Here is a 17,864-nt window from a genome sequence, read left to right as displayed (position 1 = left end):
TCGGGACAGCGTGTCACTCTAGTCACATCCGCACCGGCCCGGGTCGTACGGGAGGCCGATTCGTCACCGCAGGTCGGCCGGTACCGGATGGCGTATCCCCGGGTGCCCGGCCGGAAGCGACCGGCGGAGCACCCACCAGCTCACCGCCAGGCAGGCGGCGACCAGCGGCCAGGCCAGCGCGACCCGGAGGGCGGCCAGCGCTATCACCTGGTCGGCGAGGTAGAGCGGGACGAAGACGGCTACCCGGGTGACGTACTGCCCAACCCAGACCCAGCTGGCCCGGCCGTACGCCCGCAGCAGCGCCGGGTCCCGGCGCCACCGGGTACGTTGGCCCAGCACCGCTCCCACGACCACGCCGAGCAACGGCCACCGGACGACGATGCTGAGCATCCAGGCCAGCGCGCTCGCCGCGTTGGACAGCAACTGCAGCAGGAAGAAGTCGCTGGCCCGCCCGGTGCGCAGCGCGATCACCGCGGCGACGCAGACGGCGAGCAACCCGATCAGCACCGACCGGGGCCGATCGTTACGCCACAGGCGTACTCCGGCGATCACCACGCCGACCGCGACCGCGCAGTACACGCCGATCCAGATCGACTCCCCGCCGGCCACCCATCCGACGCCGAACGCCACCGCCGGCAGCGTGGCGTCAACGGCACCTCGACGCCCGCCGAGCAGCTGCGCGAGTGACTCCGTCTGGGTGTCGCCCGATGTTCCGGTCACCGTCCGCCTCCCGCCGCCGTCCTTAGGTAAGGCTAACCGCTTCCCGTGGTGTCGGCGGTGGCGGCCATGCCCCGGCGGCGACCGGCCCAGCGCAGCGGGCCGGGGTGCAGCGACCAGATCAGCCGCTGCCACCACGGCCGCCGGGCACGTAGCGCCGCCACCCAGACGGTGGCGTAACCACCGGCGCGCCGGGCCTGCCCGTCGTCGGCCTGCCCCGGGGCGAAGCTGGCGAGGTTGACCAGCTCGGCCAGCGGGTCGAGCCGGGGCAGCGCCGCGCCGTCCGGCAGGGCCCGGCAGTGTCCGGCCACCTCACTGGCGGACAGGTGCGCCCCGGCCGGGTGGCCGGCCAGCCGGAGCGCGTCGACCACCTCGAGCCAGGCCCCGCAGATCCGTTGCGCGGGCGGGCCGCCGTCGAGCCGCCGGTCGCGTAGCCGGCGACGCAGCAGCAGGACGACGCCGGCCCATCCGGCGGTGCCGGCCCCGGTCACCGTCACCGCGACGACACCGAGCAGCCAGCCGGACGGCCGACCACCCGGCGGTGCGGAGGCCGCCGAGGGCGGTGTCGACGGCGGCGGGTCGACCGTCGGCAGCGCGGACGGCTCGGCCGGCGGCGTCGGCTCGTCCGGCGCCGGCCGGAACTCCTCCTCGATCGGGCGCGGCGTGCTGTCCGGTCGGGGCAGCGGATCGAACGGCACCCAACCGACATCGGAGAAGAGCACCTCCGGCCAGGCCACCGCGTGCCTGCCGTGCACCGTCGCGTCACCGGACGGCACGACGAACCCGACGACCACCCGGGTGGGCAGCCCCATCAGCCGGCCGAGCAGCGCGTAGGCGGCGGCGAACTGCTCGGAGGTGCCCCGCTGGCCGCCGGCCTCGCGCGGCCCGAAGAGGAAGAATCCCAGGTTCGGGTACGCGTGGCCGCTCGGCGCGTCGGCGACAAGTTGGTAGTGGTCGGCGAGGAACTGCTCGACGGCCAGCGCCCGCTGGTACGGCGCACCGTTGTCCCGGGCGAGCTGCTGGGCGAGCCGACGGATCTCCGCCGGCACCCCGTCGGCCACCCGCAGCGTCCGGGCCACCGACTCCCCGGCCGGTACGTCTGCGGTGGTCAGTGCGTTCAGCGGTGGTCGACGCGGCACCGAGTCGACGGCGTACGTGACGCCGGGAGTGAGACCCTCGGGGTGCAGCAAGGTGCTGCTGGCCCGGTCGTACGCCACCCGGACGCCGTCGACCCGTACCGGGGCGGTGATCGCGGGCAGCAGCCGTCCGGACAGCTCGGCCACGGTGATCTCTTGACGTACGGCGTCCGTCGACGACGCGTCGGTCGGGGACGCCGCAGCGTCCTCGGCCGGTGGCAGCACCCGGCCGGCGTTGCGATAGGTCCCGCCGACCCGCCAGGTGACGCCGTCGTAGTCGTGCAGCACGGCCAGGGTCAACCGCCGCGCGCCGTCTCCGGTCGGACGCGGGCCGGCCCCAGCAGCTCGCCGCCCGTCCACCGTCGAGACCGGTGACGCGCCGACCCGCAGGTCGAACAGCGGCTGGTCGGGATTGAGCGCCCAACCGGAGATCCTGATCAGGGGATTCTCGTCGAGAATCTCCACCTGTGGTGGCGCGACGTAGCGGCGTGGGTCGACGTCGGTCGTCGCGATCCGGGCCACCACCCACGGTGCGCTCACCGCCACCAGCAGCAGTACGGTGGCCGCGCCGGCCAATGACACCGCCGCCGTCCGCAGCCGTACCGCCGCCAGCGCGCCAGCGCCACCGTCGTCCGGCCTGGCCGGTTGGTCGACCGTTGCCGCCGGCTGGCCCGGCCGGGCAGCGGTCGCCGGTGCCGCGGTGACCAGCAGCCCGACCGCCGCCGCCGCGACGAACAGCAGCGCCGGCCACCGGGCCGGCTCGGCGTTCGGCCCGACCACGAACGCCGCCGCGCCGAACAGCAGCAACGGCGGTAGGCAGCCGAGCAGCATACGCCGGGCCCGTACCGCGAGCTCGGTCGCGGTGAAGCCGGCGAGCCAGCTGGCCACGACCGGAACCACCACAGTGTCCGGCACCGCCTCCATCGGGATCATCGCGGTCAGCAGCCGGGGAACTCCGTTCGCGGCGGCGTCGGCGAGCAGCCGGGGCACTGGGCCGGCCACCTCCGCCCGGTCCGCCGCCCACCATCCGGCCGCCAGCAGGTAGCCACCCATCAGCAGGACGGACAGCGGAGCCACCTGCCAGTTCGGCAGCCGCCGGGCGCACGTGCCGACCAGCACCGCCGCCGCGCCGGCACCGGCGGTCAGCCAGCCGGCCGCCGACCCGTCGTAGATCCGGCCGAGCAGGACCGCGGCTGACCCGGTCATCGCGATCAGCGCCGCCGCCACCGCACCGAGACGCGCCAGCTCGGTCGTCCGGTCACTGGTCACCGGTCACCTGCCGCATCCCACCCGGCGGCGAAGCCGACACCGTCGGCCGCCTCGACGAACAGCACGCCGGCCAGCCCGGTCGGGGCGCCCATCGCCGGTGCCCCGCCTGCCGACGGGTCGACGGCGCCGGTGATCCGGCCGACCAGGACGGTCGCGAAGACTGTGCGCAGCGCACCGATGCGGGTGACGGCGTCCGGATCACCGGTGCCGGCCAGATAGACCAGCGTGTCGCCGGGTCGTTGCTGGCGCAGCTGGTCGCAGACCTGTCGGACCGGGTCCCCGCCGGTCAGCCGGTCGGTACCGGCCAGCGAGACCTCGGCCAGCCGGTCCAGCGGGTGCCGACTCGGTGTGCCGTCCGGCGGCGGCTGTTCGACGACCATCCGCAGCAGCAGCGGAAGGTCGGCCCGGGTCGCCGCGTCGACCACCGATGCCGCCGCCTCACAAGCCGACTCGAACGTCGCTGACGCCCCGTCGGCGTGGTCCTGGTACGCGACCGTCCGGTTGTCCAGCAGCACCACCATCCGGGGCAGACTGGTGTCGACGTGTTCCCGCACCATCAGCTGGCCGATCCGGGCGCTGGTGCGCCAGTGCACCCGGCGCAGTTCGTCGCCGACGACGTACTCCCGCAACGAGTCGAAGGTGATGCTGCCGTGCGGTACCCGGTCGATCTGGCCGTCCAAACTCCGGGCGATCCCGGCGGGCACCGCGCGCAGCGGATGCACCTGCGGCCGGACCCACACCCGGACCGGTTCGCCGTCCGCGCGCGCGACGGCGACCAGGCCGAACGGGTCGCGGCGGAGCACCCGCAACGGGCCGACCGGGAGCACGCCCCGGCGATCGGTGGGTACCGGATAGCGCACCGTGGTCGTGGCACCGGAGTGCAACCGGGCCAGCGGCACCGGAATCCACCGCCGGCCGCACCGCTCCTCGGCGAGGACGCTCGCCGCGCCCCACCGCCGCAGGTTGCCGACCTGCAGCGTCACGGTGCACAGGTCGCCGCGGTTCACCCGGTCGGGTTCGACGGTACGGCGTACCGACAGCCGGGGCTGCCACAGCGCGTAGCCGGCCGCGTAGCCGACCACCGTCAGACCGGCGGTGCCGAGCAGCGCGAGCTCCGGATAGCCGAGCACGGACCCGACGGCGGTGAGCAGCGCGGCGGTTATGCCGAGGCCGAGACAACGGGCGGTGACGTTCATCGTCGGTCGGCTCAGACCCCGGCGGCTGCCGGCTGGCCGGCCGGCAGCGGCACCGGGACCGACCGGACCACGTCGGCGAGCACCTCGGCCGCGGTGACGCCGCGCAGTTGGGCGTCCGCGGTGAGCAGCAGCCGGTGCGCGAAGACCGGCTCCAGCAGGGCTTTCAGGTCCTCGGGCAGCACGAACCCCCGGCCGCCGATCAGCGCGTACGCGCAGGCCGCCCGGGTCAGCGCGATCACCCCGCGTGGACTGACCCCGACCCGGATCTGCGGGTGTGTCCTGGTCCCGGCCGCCAGCCGCACCGCGTACCCGTACAGCGGGTCGGCGATGTGCACCCGCTGCGCCAGTTGGATGAGCTGGCCGACGGTGGCTGTGTCGGTTACCGGGTCGAGCGCCTCGGGGGACCGCAGGGTCGCCCCGCGCAGCACTTCGATCTCGGTCTGCTCATCGGGGTAGCCGACCGACAGCCGGACCAGGAACCGGTCCAGCTGGGCCTCCGGAAGCCGGTAGGTGCCGTCCATCTCGACCGGGTTCTGGGTGGCCACCACCAGGAACGGCCGGGGCACCGGATGCCGGACGCCGTCCACCGTGACCGTGCGTTCCTCCATCACCTCCAGCAGCGCCGACTGGGTCTTGGGCGAGGCGCGGTTGATCTCGTCGGCGATGACGATGTTGGCGAACACCGGGCCGGGATGGAACTCGAAACCCTGGGTGGACTGGTTGAAGATGGTCACCCCGGACACGTCGGCGGGTAACAGGTCGGGGGTGAACTGGATTCGACGCCAGTGGCCGTGCACCGTCGCGGCGACGGCCCGGGCCAGGGTGGTCTTGCCCACCCCCGGCACGTCCTCCAGCAGGACGTGGCCCTGCGCGAACAGGGCCGTCAGGGTCAGTCGCACCACCTGCGGCTTGCCCAGCACCACGGTGGAGATCTCCCCGGCCAGTCGGGCGGCGGTCGAGGCGAAGCCGGTCACCTCGTGGGGCGTCAACTGGGTGGTCGTGGTCACTGCGGCTGGTCTCCTCGCCGGGGTGGATCGGTGGCTGCCCGGGTGGGCGGGTGTCAGCAGGTGGGCAGCTGGTTCAGGTCGTCGCCGCCGGCCAGGTTCAACCAGGCCCACGGGATGTAGTTCTTCCCGCTGTACTCCACCCGGATCCACCAGGTGCTGGCCTTGCCGCCGTTGTAGATCCAGGCGTCGACGTGCCCGCCCTGGCGGCGGCACAGCGCGGTGAGCCGGGTGCCGTCGGGCACCCAGCCGACCTGGCTGCTGTTGTCCTGCTCCGGTACGGAGAAGATCTCGTTGCCGTTGCGACCGGGAACGTCGTCGTCGCAGTAGGTGCGTTGCTCGCCGTCCGGGCCGTTGACGCAGGTGGCGATGCCGTACAGGTCCGCGGTCGCCCGGCTGTGGGTGGCGGTGCCGGTGCCGGCCGCGTTGCTGGCCCGGACGGTGAACCGGTAGGACCGTCCCGGGTAGAGGCCGCCGACCCGGATGCTGTCGCAGCCGCCGGTGACGGCCGGCGCGCCGTCGGTCGCCGCGCTGCAGGTGACGTTCCCGCCGCCGGCGTCCACCGAGAAGCTCAGGGTGACCGCGTTGGTGCCGGCGGTGGCGCCGGTGACGGTGACCTTCGGCTCGGCGACGGTACGGGCCGTCGTGGTCACCGCCGGGCCGTCACCGGCCTCGTTGACCGCATGCACCGCGACCGTCACGTCGGCACCGTTGCCCAGCCCGGTCAGGGTGACGGCGGTGCCGTTGGACACTTCGGTGCGCTGGTCACCGGCGGTCACCACGTACCCGGTGACCGGCCGCCCGTTGTCCGGCGCCGGCGACCAGCCGACCCGCAGCGCTCCCCGCTGGTCGGCCACGGTGGTCGCCTCGACCGCCGCCGGCTCGCCCGGGGCCGTATAGGGCACCACCGAGTTGCTCAACGGCGATGCTGTCGAGTTGGCTCCCTGGTCGCTGACCGCGACGACGGTGAATGCGTACTGTCTGCCGTAGTCGAGCGACCCGGGCGCGAGGACCAGCTCGGTGTCGGAGACGTCGCCGACCGGGGCGGTGGCTTCGGCCGAGACAGCGGTGACCGTGTAGCCGGCGATGACGTTGCCCTGGCCGTCGGCGGCCGGCCAGCTTACCGCGACCGAGCCGTCCGGGCGGGCCCGCGCGGTGACGTTCGCTGGGGCGTCGGGCACCTCGGCGGTGGGAACGACCGGGTTGGACTCCCGCTTCGGCCCCGCACCCTCGGCGTTGACCGCGTGGACCGAGAAGCGGTACGTGTCGCCGTTGACCAGCTCGGTGACCTCGAACGACCGCTGGTTGGCTCCCACCTCGAAGCTGCGGCCGTCGCCGGTGACCACGTATCGCTGGATGCTCGCGCCGTTGTCCGCCGCCGCCTGCCAGCTCACCCGAACGGTGGTGTCGCCGGCTGCCGCGCTGACCGCGCGTGGCGCACCCGGCCGGCCGACCGTCGGCTCCGGCGGCGGCGGTGGCGGCGGTGGCGGCTCCGGCGGTGGGTCACCGCCGAGGATGTCGTTGGCGTACTTGTCCACCTGCCGTACCTCGTGGGCGTCGGTGACGACCCGGGCGGTGGCCGCGTCGGGTGCGTTGATGAACAGGTGGTTCTCCCGGACCTCCAGGTCGAGCGGGCCGGTGGTCTCGGTGACGTCGATCGACGGGAGCAGCGCCCCCGCCCCGTCGAACGCGAAGATCTCCCGGCTGCGTTCGTCGGCGCAGTAGACCCGGCCCGCCCAGCTGACGGCGGGACGTAGCGCGGATCCGCTGCCCGGCACCGACAGTTGCCGGACCCCGTCGTCGTCGACCAGGACGATGCGTCGCCGTTCGGGAACGGTGACCGCGAGCAGGCTGCCGGTCGTGCGGGTCGGCAGGACGCCCGGACCGTCCAGGTCGAGCGGCACCTCACGGCGGTCCCCGCCGCGCAGCAGGGTCAGCGCGCCGGCCGTCCGGTTGAGCACCGCGACGCCGTCGTCGAGCGCGGAGATGGTCAACTCGTTGCTGGGCGGGGCGACCGCCACGGTCCGGACCCGGGTCGGCCCGGCGGTGCCGTCGGTGGCGCCCGCATCCGGCTCGGTGGCGGCCGGCTGCGGGATCGACGAGTCGAAGACGGCCTCCGCCGCGCCCTGCGCCGGGTCGCTCGGCAGCGGCGCGGCGGTGATCGCCGAGACGGTGCCCTCACTCGGCACTGCGATCCACAGCCGACCGGCGCCGTCGAAGTGTCCACCGGCGATCCCCGGCGGGTAGCGCACCGGGTCGCCGACGGGCTGCAGTGACCTGGGGTCGATCTGGCGAACCACGCCCTGGACGGCGTCGATGACGAAGGCCGCGTCGCCTTGCATCGCCACGCTCACCCCGAGCCCGGTCGTGCTCCGGACGGTCGCGCCGACCTGCAACGTGGCGAGATCGAGCGAGCTGACCTTGCCGGTGGCCAGCTCGCGCAGGATCAGGAACTGGTCCGTCTGCACCACCTGGGTCTGGCGGCCCTGGGCGTCGGCGACCTCGACCCTGGTGTCGACCCGCCCGGTGAGACCGTTGACCCTGGCCAGCTCGCTCCGGGCGGAGCTCCACAACCACGAACTCGCGTCGTAGCCGGCCGCCGCGTGGTCGGCCGCGCCGAGCCCGAGCACGGTCAGCCCCATGCCGACGACGAGCGCGGTGACCGTGCCGACGGTCACCAGCGTGCCGCGGCCGCGTCGTCGTCGGCCGTCGGGGCCGGTGCCCTGCCGGGTGCCGCCGTCGCCTGTGCCGCCGTCAGCTGTGTTGCCGTCGCCCGTGGTGACCACAGTAGGTCGCCTTCCGCCCGTCGGTCGTATGGTGCCCGTCATCCGTATCGTCGATCGTCGCCGGCCGGGGTCGCCCCCGACGTGCGGCCGGAGGCCATCCTATGGGGCCGTCAGGCTGACGGGAAACTGCTCTGGCAGCCCCTGTGGACAACGTCGGACGGGATTCCAGAAGAACTGCTCGAGAATTCATGTTTCCGCTGATCAACACGGAGTTTGTCGCCTAGTCCGGGTCGGCTGTCCGACGGTCGGTGCAGACCTGGTCCGAGGGGACGTACTCGTCGGCGGAGTAGACGGCGAGCACCGCGAAACAGTAGTCGAGTTCGGGATTCAACCCGTTCACCGTGAATACGGTCTGGCCGGGATTGACCGTGGCGAGTGCGCCGAGTTGTTGTCCGCTGCGGCCACTAGCGACGATGAACGGCACCGTTCCCGCGGTCGGGTCGGACCAGGCCAGCGTCACGGCCGTGGTGTCGTCGGTCAGCCGCAGGCCGGTCGGCGGGTCGCCGGCCGCAGCAGGGTCGGACCCCGGACGCCCCGGTCCGGTCGGTGTGGTGGTTCGTCCGTCGAGTAGGACGGTGACGCCCACGATGACCACGACCACGGCGGCGATGACCGCGGCGGCCGCGGCGCCGACCGCGACGACGACCGGTAGGGACCGCGACGGTGCCGCAACGCTGGCGGCCGGTCCGGTCATGGCGACGGGTAGCGGTGACGGCCGATTGGCGGCGGTCGTTACCTCGTGACCGGAAACCGGGGCTGCCAGTGCCGGTGGTGCCGGCTGGGTGGATGGTGCCGGCTGGGTGGATGGTGCCGGTTGGGTGGATGGTGCCGGCCGGGTCGGCAGGTCGGGCTCGCGCTGGGTAGCGGTGGGAGCCGGATCGACCGGGGTGACCGGTGAGCCGCCCAGGTACTCCCGGGCCGCCCGGACCTGCCAGTGGTCGTCGCCGAGCTGCGCTGGGCCGGCGGCGGCGACCCGGGCGAAGTTGCGGCGGGCCTCATGCCGGTTGCCCAGTTCTTCGGCGAGCGTCGCGAGTTCGTACGCGATGGCCAGCATGACCGGGTCGCGGTCACCCAACCGCAGTTCGCCTGCGGCCAGCGACTCCTCCAACAGCCGCCGGGCGGCTGCCGGGTCGCCGGCCTCGCGTCGGAGCCGGGCCAGCAGGTGCGCGGTCCACAAAACCTCCGGTTCGTCCACACCGAAGGCGCCACGGGCCGAGTCCAGCGCCCGCAGCAGGTATTCGCACGCGCCGGCGAGGTCGCCGCCGGCACGCATGGCGGCCGCGTTGTCGCGGACACCGACGAGGAGGGAAGGCTGGGCCACCTCGCCATGCTGCCGGGTGCCGCCGGTCCACCCGGCCCCGGGGTGCCGGCAACGTCGGGGAGTTCGGATCCAAGCGTACGGATCCACTGTCTGTCCGTCCGATGTGACCTGACTCACCAGATTGTTTCCGGCGGAACTGGCATTGTTGCCGGTTGCCGTCGGAAGCCGGGCAGCTGACCTGGTTCTGCCCGCACCAGGTTGGCGTTATTGGTCGACAGAGTTCACACGGCCGTAACTGGTTGCCGCTAAGTTTCTCCGAAGAGTGACATCGATTGATGCAGAATATTCGCTCTGAGCTGCCGCAACGGTGGATCCTCCGGCGGTCAGCATCGAATCCGGGACCACTGCTCACGAAGCGGGAGTCTGATGAGTACTGCAGTCGACATGCGTGACCTGGTGATCGCCTACACCCCTTGCGGCGAGGTCGAGCCGAGCCCACGCATCGCCAGCGCGGTTCGCCGGGGCGGCGGCACCGGCGTGCTCGACCTGGCCGGTACCCGGCCCAAGGTCCTGGGCGCCGTGGAGCAGCTGGCCGCCTGGTCCGACGGGCCGATCGCGGTCCGCGTCCCGGCGAGCTGTCCGGCCTCGGTGGACGACGTCGAACGGCTGGCCCCCGGCCGGGTGGAGCTGGTGGTCGTCACCGGCGAGCTGCCGTGGAACCTGTCCGAACTGGTGCCCCGGTACCGCGTACTCGCCGAGGTGACCAGCCTCGCCACGGCCCGGACCGCGGCGGCGGCGGGCGTGCACGGGCTGATCGCCCGCGGCATGGAGTCCGGCGGCGAGGTCGGCGAGCTGAGCACCTTCGTCCTCGTCCAGCAACTCACCTCCGCCGACCTGAGGCTTCCGGTCTGGGCGCTGGGTGGGATCGGGCCGTACACGGCGGCCGCCTGTGTGCTGGGCGGTGCCGCCGGTGTGGTGCTGGACAACCAGCTCGCCCTGATGCCCGAGTCGGACCTGCCGGCCGACGTACTGACCGCGATCCGGCGGATGGACGGCTCGGAGAGCGTCCTGGTCGACGGATACCGGGGAATCCCACGGGCTCCACGCCGGCCGGGCGCGGCCGGCGCCCCCGCCCGCGCCGACCTGCTGCCGGTCGGCCAGGACGGCTGGCTGGCCGCCGAGTTCGCCGGCCGCTGGTCCGACGCCGCAGCCGCGGTCCGTGGCATCCGCGAGGCGATCGTCGACGCGGCCACCGACGGCGCTGCGGCCGAGGTACTGCGCCCCGGCGGTCCGTTGGCCCGGGACCTCGGCCTGCGGGTGCCGGTCGCGCAGGGCCCGATGACCCGGGTCAGCGACGAGGCCGGCTTCGCCGCAGCAGTCGCCGCCGACGGGGCGCTGCCGTTCATCGCGCTGGCACTGGCCACCGCCGAACGCACCGAGGAGATGCTCACCGACACCGCCGCCCGCATCGACGGACGGCCCTGGGGCGTCGGTGTGCTCGGCTTCGCGCCCGAGGAGATCCGCGCCGCCCAGCTCGACGTGATCCGACGGATCCGCCCGGACTTCGCCATCATCGCCGGCGGCCGCCCCCCGCAGGCCAAGGAACTGGAACGGGAAGGGATCCGGACCTTCCTGCACGTGCCGTCACCGGGGCTGCTGCGCCAGTTCCTGCGCTCCGGTGCCCGCCGGTTCATCTTCGAAGGCGCCGAGTGCGGCGGCCACATCGGCCCCCGGGCCAGTTTCCCGCTGTGGGAGGCGCAGCTCGCCGTACTGGCCGAGCACCTCGCCGGCGCGACGCCGGAGGAGGCGGCCGAGATCCAGGTCTTCTTCGCCGGCGGCATCCACGACGACCGGTCGGCGGCCATGATCGCCGCGATGGTCGCCCCGCTGACCCGGCGAGGCGTACGGGTCGGGGTGCTGATGGGCACCGCCTACCTGTTCACCGCAGAAGCCGTCGCGCACGGCGCGATCCAACCCACCTTCGCCCGGATGGCCCGGGAAGCGACCCGGACCGCGTTGCTGGAGACCGCACCGGGGCACGTGACCCGGTGCCTGCAGAGCGACTTCGTGGACGACTTCCACGCGCTGCGGGCCGAACTCGAGTCCGCCGGCCTGGAAAACCGCCAGGTGTGGGAACACCTCGAACTGCTCAACGTGGGCCGGCTGCGGATCGCCAGCAAGGGCAAGCGGCGCGACGGCGACGCGTTGGTGGACGTCGACGAGGCGGCCCAGCTCAGCGAGGGCATGTTCATGGCCGGCCAGGTCGCGGTGCTGCGGGAGCAGGAGACCACCGTCGCGGCGCTGCACGGTACGGTCACCGACCAGGCGGTAGCCTTCCACGCGGCCCGGTCCGAGCGGCTGCGGTCCGACTGGACCCCGGCCGAGCTGGAGGAGTCGGCGGAGCCGCTGGACATCGCCATCGTCGGCATGGCGTGCATGCTGCCGAACTCACCGGACCTCGCCGGGTTCTGGCGTACCGTGCTGGACGGCGCCGACGCTGTCACCGAGGTGCCACCGCACCGGTGGAACCCGGAGATCTACTACGCGCCCGAGGTCGGTCCCGGTCAGACCGGCCGGTACAGCGTCTCGAAGTGGGGCGGCTTCCTCGCCGAGGTGCCGTTCGACGCCATCGGGTACGGGATTCCACCGTCCGCCCTGGCCAGCATCGACCCCACCCAGCTGCTGGCCCTGGAGGTCTCCCAGCGGGCCCTCGTCGACGCCGGGTACACCCCCGGCCGCGACGGGGTGGACCACTCCCGTACCGGGGTGATCTTCGGGGCCGAGGCCGGCAGCGACATGGGGCACGCACAGACGCTGCGGACCATGCTGCCGGCCTACCTGCCGGAGGTTCCCGGAGAGCTGGACGAGCAGCTGCCGACCGTCACCGAGGACTCGTTCCCCGGCATCCTGGCCAACGTCATCGCCGGTCGGGTCGCCAACCGGCTCGACCTGGGCGGCCCCAACTACACCGTCGACGCGGCCTGCGCCTCGTCGCTGGCCGCCATGGACGCCGCCTGCAAGGAACTCGCCAGCGGCGGCAGCGACCTGATGATCTGCGGTGGCGCCGACCTGCACAACGGCATCAACGACTACCTCATGTTCACCTCGGCGCACGCGCTGTCCCCGACCGGGCGGTGCCGTTCGTTCGACAGCGCCGGTGACGGGATCGCGCTCGGCGAGGGCGTCGCCGCCGTCGTACTCAAGCGACTGTCCGACGCGCAGCGCGACGGCGACCGCGTCTACGCGGTGATCAAAGGACTCGGCGGGTCCAGCGACGGACGGGCCCTGGGCCTGACCGCACCCCGAGCGGCCGGCCAGCGGCGGGCCCTGGACCGGGCGTACCGGCAGGCCGGGGTGTCGCCGGCGCAGGTCGGCCTGATCGAAGCACACGGTACCGGCACGGTGGTCGGCGACCGTACCGAGCTGGAGACGCTGACCACGGTGTTCAGCGAGGCGGGTGCCACGCCCGGCAGCTGCACCCTCGGGTCGGTCAAGTCGCAGATCGGGCACACCAAGTGCGTGGCCGGTCTGGCCGGTCTGATCAAGGCCACGCTCGCGCTGTACACCGGGGTCCGGCCGCCCACCCTGCACGTGACCCGGCCCAACCCGGCCTGGCACCCCGACCGGAGCCCGTTCGCCTTCGAGACCTCGGCGCGGCCGTGGGCGGCACCGGCCAGCGAACGCGTCGCCGGGGTCAGCGCCTTCGGGTTCGGCGGCACCAATTTCCACGCGGTGCTCAGCGCCTACGCCGACGCACCCGAACCGCGACACGCCCGCGACGAATGGCCGGCCGAGCTGTTCTGCTTCCGGGCCGGCGACCGGGCCGGCACGCATCAGGCGATGCGGGCGCTGCTGGACACCATCGACACCCGCGACGCGCTGGGCCGGCGCTGGCGGTTACGCGACCTCGCCGCCGCCCAGTCCCGCCAGGCCGAGAAGCGGTCCGGCCCGGTGCAGGTCGCCATCGTCGCCAGTGACCTCGACGACCTGGCCGGACTGCTGCGCCGGGCGATCGCCGGTGAGCACGATCCGGCGCGCGGGCTGTTCCAGCCGGCTGAGCCGCCGAGCGCGGACGGCAAGGTCGCCTTCCTCTTCCCGGGCCAGGGCAGCCAGCGCCCGGGCGCGCTGGCCGACCTGTTCGTCAGTTTTCCCGAGCTGCGGCGGTTCCTGGACATCGGCCGCGACTACGTCGAGCCGCTCTTCCCGCCGGCCGCGTTCGACACCGAGTACGACCGGAGTCAACAGGACCGGGTCCGGGACACCCGGATCGCCCAGCCGGTGCTCGGCATCGGAGGGCTCGCCGTGCACCACCTGCTCGGTCGGCTGAACGTCCGACCGGACCTGGCCGGCGGGCACAGCTACGGCGAACTGGTGGCGCTGTGCGTCGCCGGCGCCTTCGAGGACCGGACACTGCTCGAGCTGAGCCGCCAGCGCGCCGACGCCATCCTGGCGGCTGCTGGCGACGACCCCGGCACGATGGCCGCAGTGGCGGCTACCGCCGAGCAGATCGGTGAGGTGCTGTCCGGGGCCGGGCTGGCCGGTGAGGTGGTGCTCGCCAACCACAACGGCCCGCGGCAGGTGGTGATCTCCGGCCCGACCCCGGCGGTGCGACGCGCGGTCTCCGTACTCAAGGAGAAGGGTCTGTCTGCCCGGCCGATCGCGGTGGCCTGTGCCTTCCACAGCCCGGTGGTCGCCGACGGTGTCACCGCCTTCAGATCCACCCTCGACGGCCATCCGGTGGCCGCCCCCAGCGTCCCCGTCTGGTCCAACCGCACCGCCCAGCCCTACCCGGGTGGTGCGGACCAGATCCGCGACGAACTCGCCGCGCAGATCGGCGCCCCGGTGCGGTTCGTCGACCAGATCGAAGCGATGTATGCCGCCGGGGCCCGCGTCTTCGTCGAAGCCGGTCCCGGCCAGGTACTCACCCGGCTGGTTGACGCCGTCCTGGGGGAGCGCCCGCACGTGGCGGTCGCCTGCGACGGTCGGCGGGCGGACGGACTGCGTGGTTTCCTCTCCGCCGTCGCCGAACTGGCCTGCGCCGGGGTCCCGGTGCAGACCGACTGGCTCTACCGCGGCCGGCGAGTCGCCGAGATCGCGCCCGCTCCGCCGTCGTCCCGCCCGGTCTGGACGGTCGACGGTCAGCTGGTACGCGACCAGCATGGCCGGCCGCTGCCCGGCGGCATGACGCCTCCCCGACAAATCAAGGAGCTGTCGATGAGTGCATCCACCGAGGCCGGAAACGGTCATGGTCTCGGCAACGTGTCCGGCAACGGCAACGTGTCCGGCAACGGCAACGGGCATGGTCCCGGCAACGGCGTGGCGCACGTGTCCGGCAACGGCAACGGCAACGGCGTGGCGCACGTGTCCGGCAACGGTCATGGCCATGTCCACGGCAACGGCGCAGCACATGCGTCCGGCAACGGCCACGGGATCGGCCACCCTCCGGCTGCCGGGGCCAGTGTCCGGCACGTCCCTGCGGCCGGCTATCGGGACGGGCGCGACGAACTGATCAGCGAGTTCCTGCGGACGAGTCGGGAATTGATCGCCTCCCAGCGGGACGTGATGTTGGCGTACTTCGGGGAGCGGCCGCCGGCCGGCAACGGGTGGGTCGGGCCCGCAGCGTACCCGTCGGTGGTGACCCAGCCGGCGATCACCGGGCCGAGCAACTACCCGGAGGCGGTCGTGCCGAACAGCGCACCTCCGGTGACCGACGTCGCGGCCATCCCGGCGTCGCCCACCGAGGCGACGGCACCGGCTGCTCCGGCTGCCCAGGCGGCTCCGGCTGCCCAGCCCGAACCGGTGAGGCGTGAACAGGTGGCAGTGGAAACGACGGTTCACGAAGCCGCCGCACCGGCCGCAGCCGCCACGTCGGTACCAGCCCTCGCAGGTCCCGTGTCGACGGCGGCGTCGGTGACCGCGACGGTCGCGGTGCGGCCGGCGGCTGTGTCGGTGGGGGCGGCGCAGTTCCAGGAGGCGATCCTGGAGGTGTTGAGTGAGCGGACCGGGTATCCGGTGGATCTGATCGAGTTGGATCTGGATCTTGAGGCGGATCTGAGTATTGATTCGATCAAGCGGGCTGAGGTTGCTGGTGAGGTGGCGACCCGGTTGCGGTTGTCGGTGGATGGTGACGAGTCGGAGTTGGAGGAGTTGGTTCGGGCGCGGACGGTGCGCACGATGGTGGCGTGGTTGGCCGAGAAGATGGCGGCCGCCCCCGCGACCGTCGAACCGGCCGCGTCGGTGACCGCCCCGAGCCCGGTGCCTGCCGTCACGGCGACCGCGGCGTCCGCGCCTGCTACTGCGACGCCTGCTGTGCCCGCGTCGTCCCCGGCTGCCGGATCGGTGGGGGCGGCGCAGTTCCAGGAGGCGATCCTGGAGGTGTTGAGTGAGCGGACCGGGTATCCGGTGGATTTGATCGAGTTGGATCTGGATCTTGAGGCGGATCTGAGTATTGATTCGATCAAGCGGGCTGAGGTTGCTGGTGAGGTGGCGACCCGGTTGCGGTTGTCGGTGGATGGTGACGAGTCGGAGTTGGAGGAGTTGGTTCGGGCGCGGACGGTGCGCACGATGGTGTCGTGGTTGGCCGAGAAGATGGCGGCCGATCAGGCACCCGAGGCGGCACCGGCCGCAGCACCCGCCGTACCCCCAGCGGCCGTCGCGTCGCCCCCGTCCGCGCCTGCGGTGTCCGCAGCGTCTTCGGCCGCCGGGTCGGCGGCTGTGTCGGCGGCTGTGTCGGTGGGGGTGGCGCAGTTCCAGGAGGCGATCCTGGAGGTGTTGAGTGAGCGGACCGGGTATCCGGTGGATTTGATCGAGTTGGATCTGGATCTTGAGGCGGATCTGAGTATTGATTCGATCAAGCGGGCTGAGGTTGCTGGTGAGGTGGCGACCCGGTTGCGGTTGTCGGTGGATGGTGACGAGTCGGAGTTGGAGGAGTTGGTTCGGGCGCGGACGGTGCGCACGATGGTGTCGTGGTTGGCCGAGAAGATGGCGGCCGATCAGGCACCCGAGGCGGCACCGGCGTCTCCGGCACAGCCTGCCGGGTCCGGCACGGCCCCACGTCGACTCGTCGGCCGGCCGGTTCCCGCCACCGGCGCGGTCGTCGCGCCGGAGGCGCTCGCCGGCGCCCGGTTCCTGATCACCGGCGGGTCGCCGGCCCTGGCACCGCTGGCCGAGCAGCTCGCCCAGCACGGCGCGGCAGGCGCCACCGGCTCGATCCACGCCGGTGCGTCGGACCAAGCGGCCGGCTACGACGGCGTGATCATCCTGGACGGGCTGAGTGACAGCGGCGGACCGCTGCTGCCCGGCATCTTCCCGTTCATCCAGCAGGCCCTCGCGGCGGGCGTGCGGTGGCTGATCGCCGCCGGCACTGCCGGTCCGCGTACCGACGGATTCGCCGGCCTGTTCCGGACCATCCAACGCGAGTACCCGCAGGTCTCGGTGACCTACCTGGAGGTACCGGCCGGCGCCGACCACAACCAGCTTGCCACCGGCCTGGTCACCGAACTGCTCAGTGGCGGACAGACCCCGATCGTCACCTGGTCGACGACCGGCCGGCAGACCATCGACCTGGCCGCGGTCGATCTCGGCCCGCTCGCCGCAGGCGGTGCCGGACCGGCCGGTGACGGTGTCGCCGAGACCCAGGCGATCGGTCTGGACCAGGACTCGGTGGTGGTGCTCGTCGGTGGTGCCCGGGGCATCACCCCGTGGTTCGCCCGTACCCTGGCCGCCGCCAGCCGATGCCGCATCGAGCTGGTCGGCCGTACCCCGCTGCCGCAGGAGGCGGAGTCCCCGGCGCTGGCCGCCGCGGCGGACAAGCCGGCGTTGCGAGCCGCGCTGGTCGCCCAGGGGATGCGCGCACCGGCGGAGATCGACCGCACGGCCACCGCGATCCTGGCCGCCCGCGAGGTCCGCGCGACCCTGGACGAGCTGCGGGAACTCGGCAGCCAGGTGCGCTACCACAGCCTCGACGTCACCGACGCCGACGCCACCCGGCAACTGCTCAAGGAGATCCAGGGCGAGTACGGACGGATCGACGGTCTGGTCTACGCGGCCGGCCGGATCGAGGACAAGCTGATCGCCGAGAAGGACCCGGCGTCGTTCGACCGGGTGTTTCAGACGAAGGTGCACGGCGCGGTGACGGTACTCGACGCACTGCGCGACGGCGCCGATCCGCGCTTCGTGGTGCTGTTCGGCAGCATCGCGGCCGCGTACGGCAACCGGGGTCAGAGCGACTACGCCGCCGCCAACGACGCGCTCGACCGGATCGGCGGCCGGTGGGCGGCCGGCACCGGGGTGCGCTGCCTGACCGTGCACTGGGGGCCGTGGGCGCCGGGCTCGGTGCACGGCGGGATGGTCAGCGCCGAACTGAGCCGGGAGTACGCCCGCCGGGGGATCGACCTGATCGATCCCGAGGAGGGCGCGCTGAGTCTGCTACGCGAGCTCGCCTGGGGCGACCCGGCGGTCACCTCCGTGGTCTACACCGCCTCGGGATGGTGAAC

Annotated in this window: 7 protein-coding genes; 1 reads left to right on the top strand and 6 read right to left on the bottom strand. The window is 72.9% G+C overall.

What is annotated here, in order from left to right; genetic code table 11:
- Nucleotides 1-63 precede the first annotated feature (63 nt).
- From EDC02_RS13660 to EDC02_RS13635, 6 genes are all read right to left on the bottom strand, one after another.
- Nucleotides 64-720: a DUF3159 domain-containing protein gene (locus tag EDC02_RS13660; RefSeq protein WP_233605906.1), complete on the bottom strand. Its 657-nt coding sequence runs from the start codon at nucleotides 718-720 to the stop codon at nucleotides 64-66.
- 32 nt (nucleotides 721-752) lie between these two features.
- Nucleotides 753-3,122 carry a transglutaminase domain-containing protein gene (locus EDC02_RS13655; protein ID WP_233605905.1) on the bottom strand — a complete coding sequence of 790 codons (2,370 nt, stop codon included), beginning with the start codon at nucleotides 3,120-3,122 and terminating at the stop codon, nucleotides 753-755.
- A complete protein-coding gene (locus EDC02_RS13650) occupies nucleotides 3,119-4,318 on the bottom strand; it encodes a DUF58 domain-containing protein (protein WP_123602279.1) in 1,200 nt (399 codons plus the stop codon). Before EDC02_RS13650 ends, EDC02_RS13655 begins: the two co-directional genes overlap by 4 nt.
- A gap of 11 nt (nucleotides 4,319-4,329) precedes the next feature.
- Complete coding sequence (locus tag EDC02_RS13645; RefSeq protein ID WP_123602278.1) at nucleotides 4,330-5,325, bottom strand: MoxR family ATPase; 996 nt, start codon at nucleotides 5,323-5,325, stop codon at nucleotides 4,330-4,332.
- Between the two features lie 53 nt (nucleotides 5,326-5,378).
- Nucleotides 5,379-8,000 carry a fibronectin type III domain-containing protein gene (locus EDC02_RS13640; protein ID WP_233606393.1) on the bottom strand — a complete coding sequence of 874 codons (2,622 nt, stop codon included), beginning with the start codon at nucleotides 7,998-8,000 and terminating at the stop codon, nucleotides 5,379-5,381.
- 328 nt (nucleotides 8,001-8,328) lie between these two features.
- Nucleotides 8,329-9,429 (bottom strand): tetratricopeptide repeat protein, encoded by a 1,101-nt coding sequence (locus EDC02_RS13635; protein WP_370461448.1) that lies wholly within the window; start codon nucleotides 9,427-9,429, stop codon nucleotides 8,329-8,331.
- 366 nt (nucleotides 9,430-9,795) lie between these two features.
- On the opposite strand from EDC02_RS13635, the gene EDC02_RS41605 reads away from it, so the two are divergent.
- A complete protein-coding gene (locus EDC02_RS41605) occupies nucleotides 9,796-17,862 on the top strand; it encodes a type I polyketide synthase (RefSeq protein ID WP_233605904.1) in 8,067 nt (2,688 codons plus the stop codon).
- Nucleotides 17,863-17,864 lie beyond the last annotated feature (2 nt).

Source organism: Micromonospora sp. Llam0 (assembly GCF_003751085.1).
Classification (GTDB): domain Bacteria; phylum Actinomycetota; class Actinomycetes; order Mycobacteriales; family Micromonosporaceae; genus Micromonospora_E.
This window is presented reverse-complemented; position numbering and strand designations above follow the sequence as displayed.

Bases quoted from the DNA above. Each gene is read 5' to 3' on its own strand.
- EDC02_RS13650 (WP_123602279.1), bottom strand. From the start codon at position 4,318: ATGAACGTCACCGCCCGTTGTCTCGGCCTCGGCATAACCGCCGCGCTG.
- EDC02_RS41605 (WP_233605904.1), top strand. From the start codon at position 9,796: ATGAGTACTGCAGTCGACATGCGTGACCTGGTGATCGCCTACACCCCT.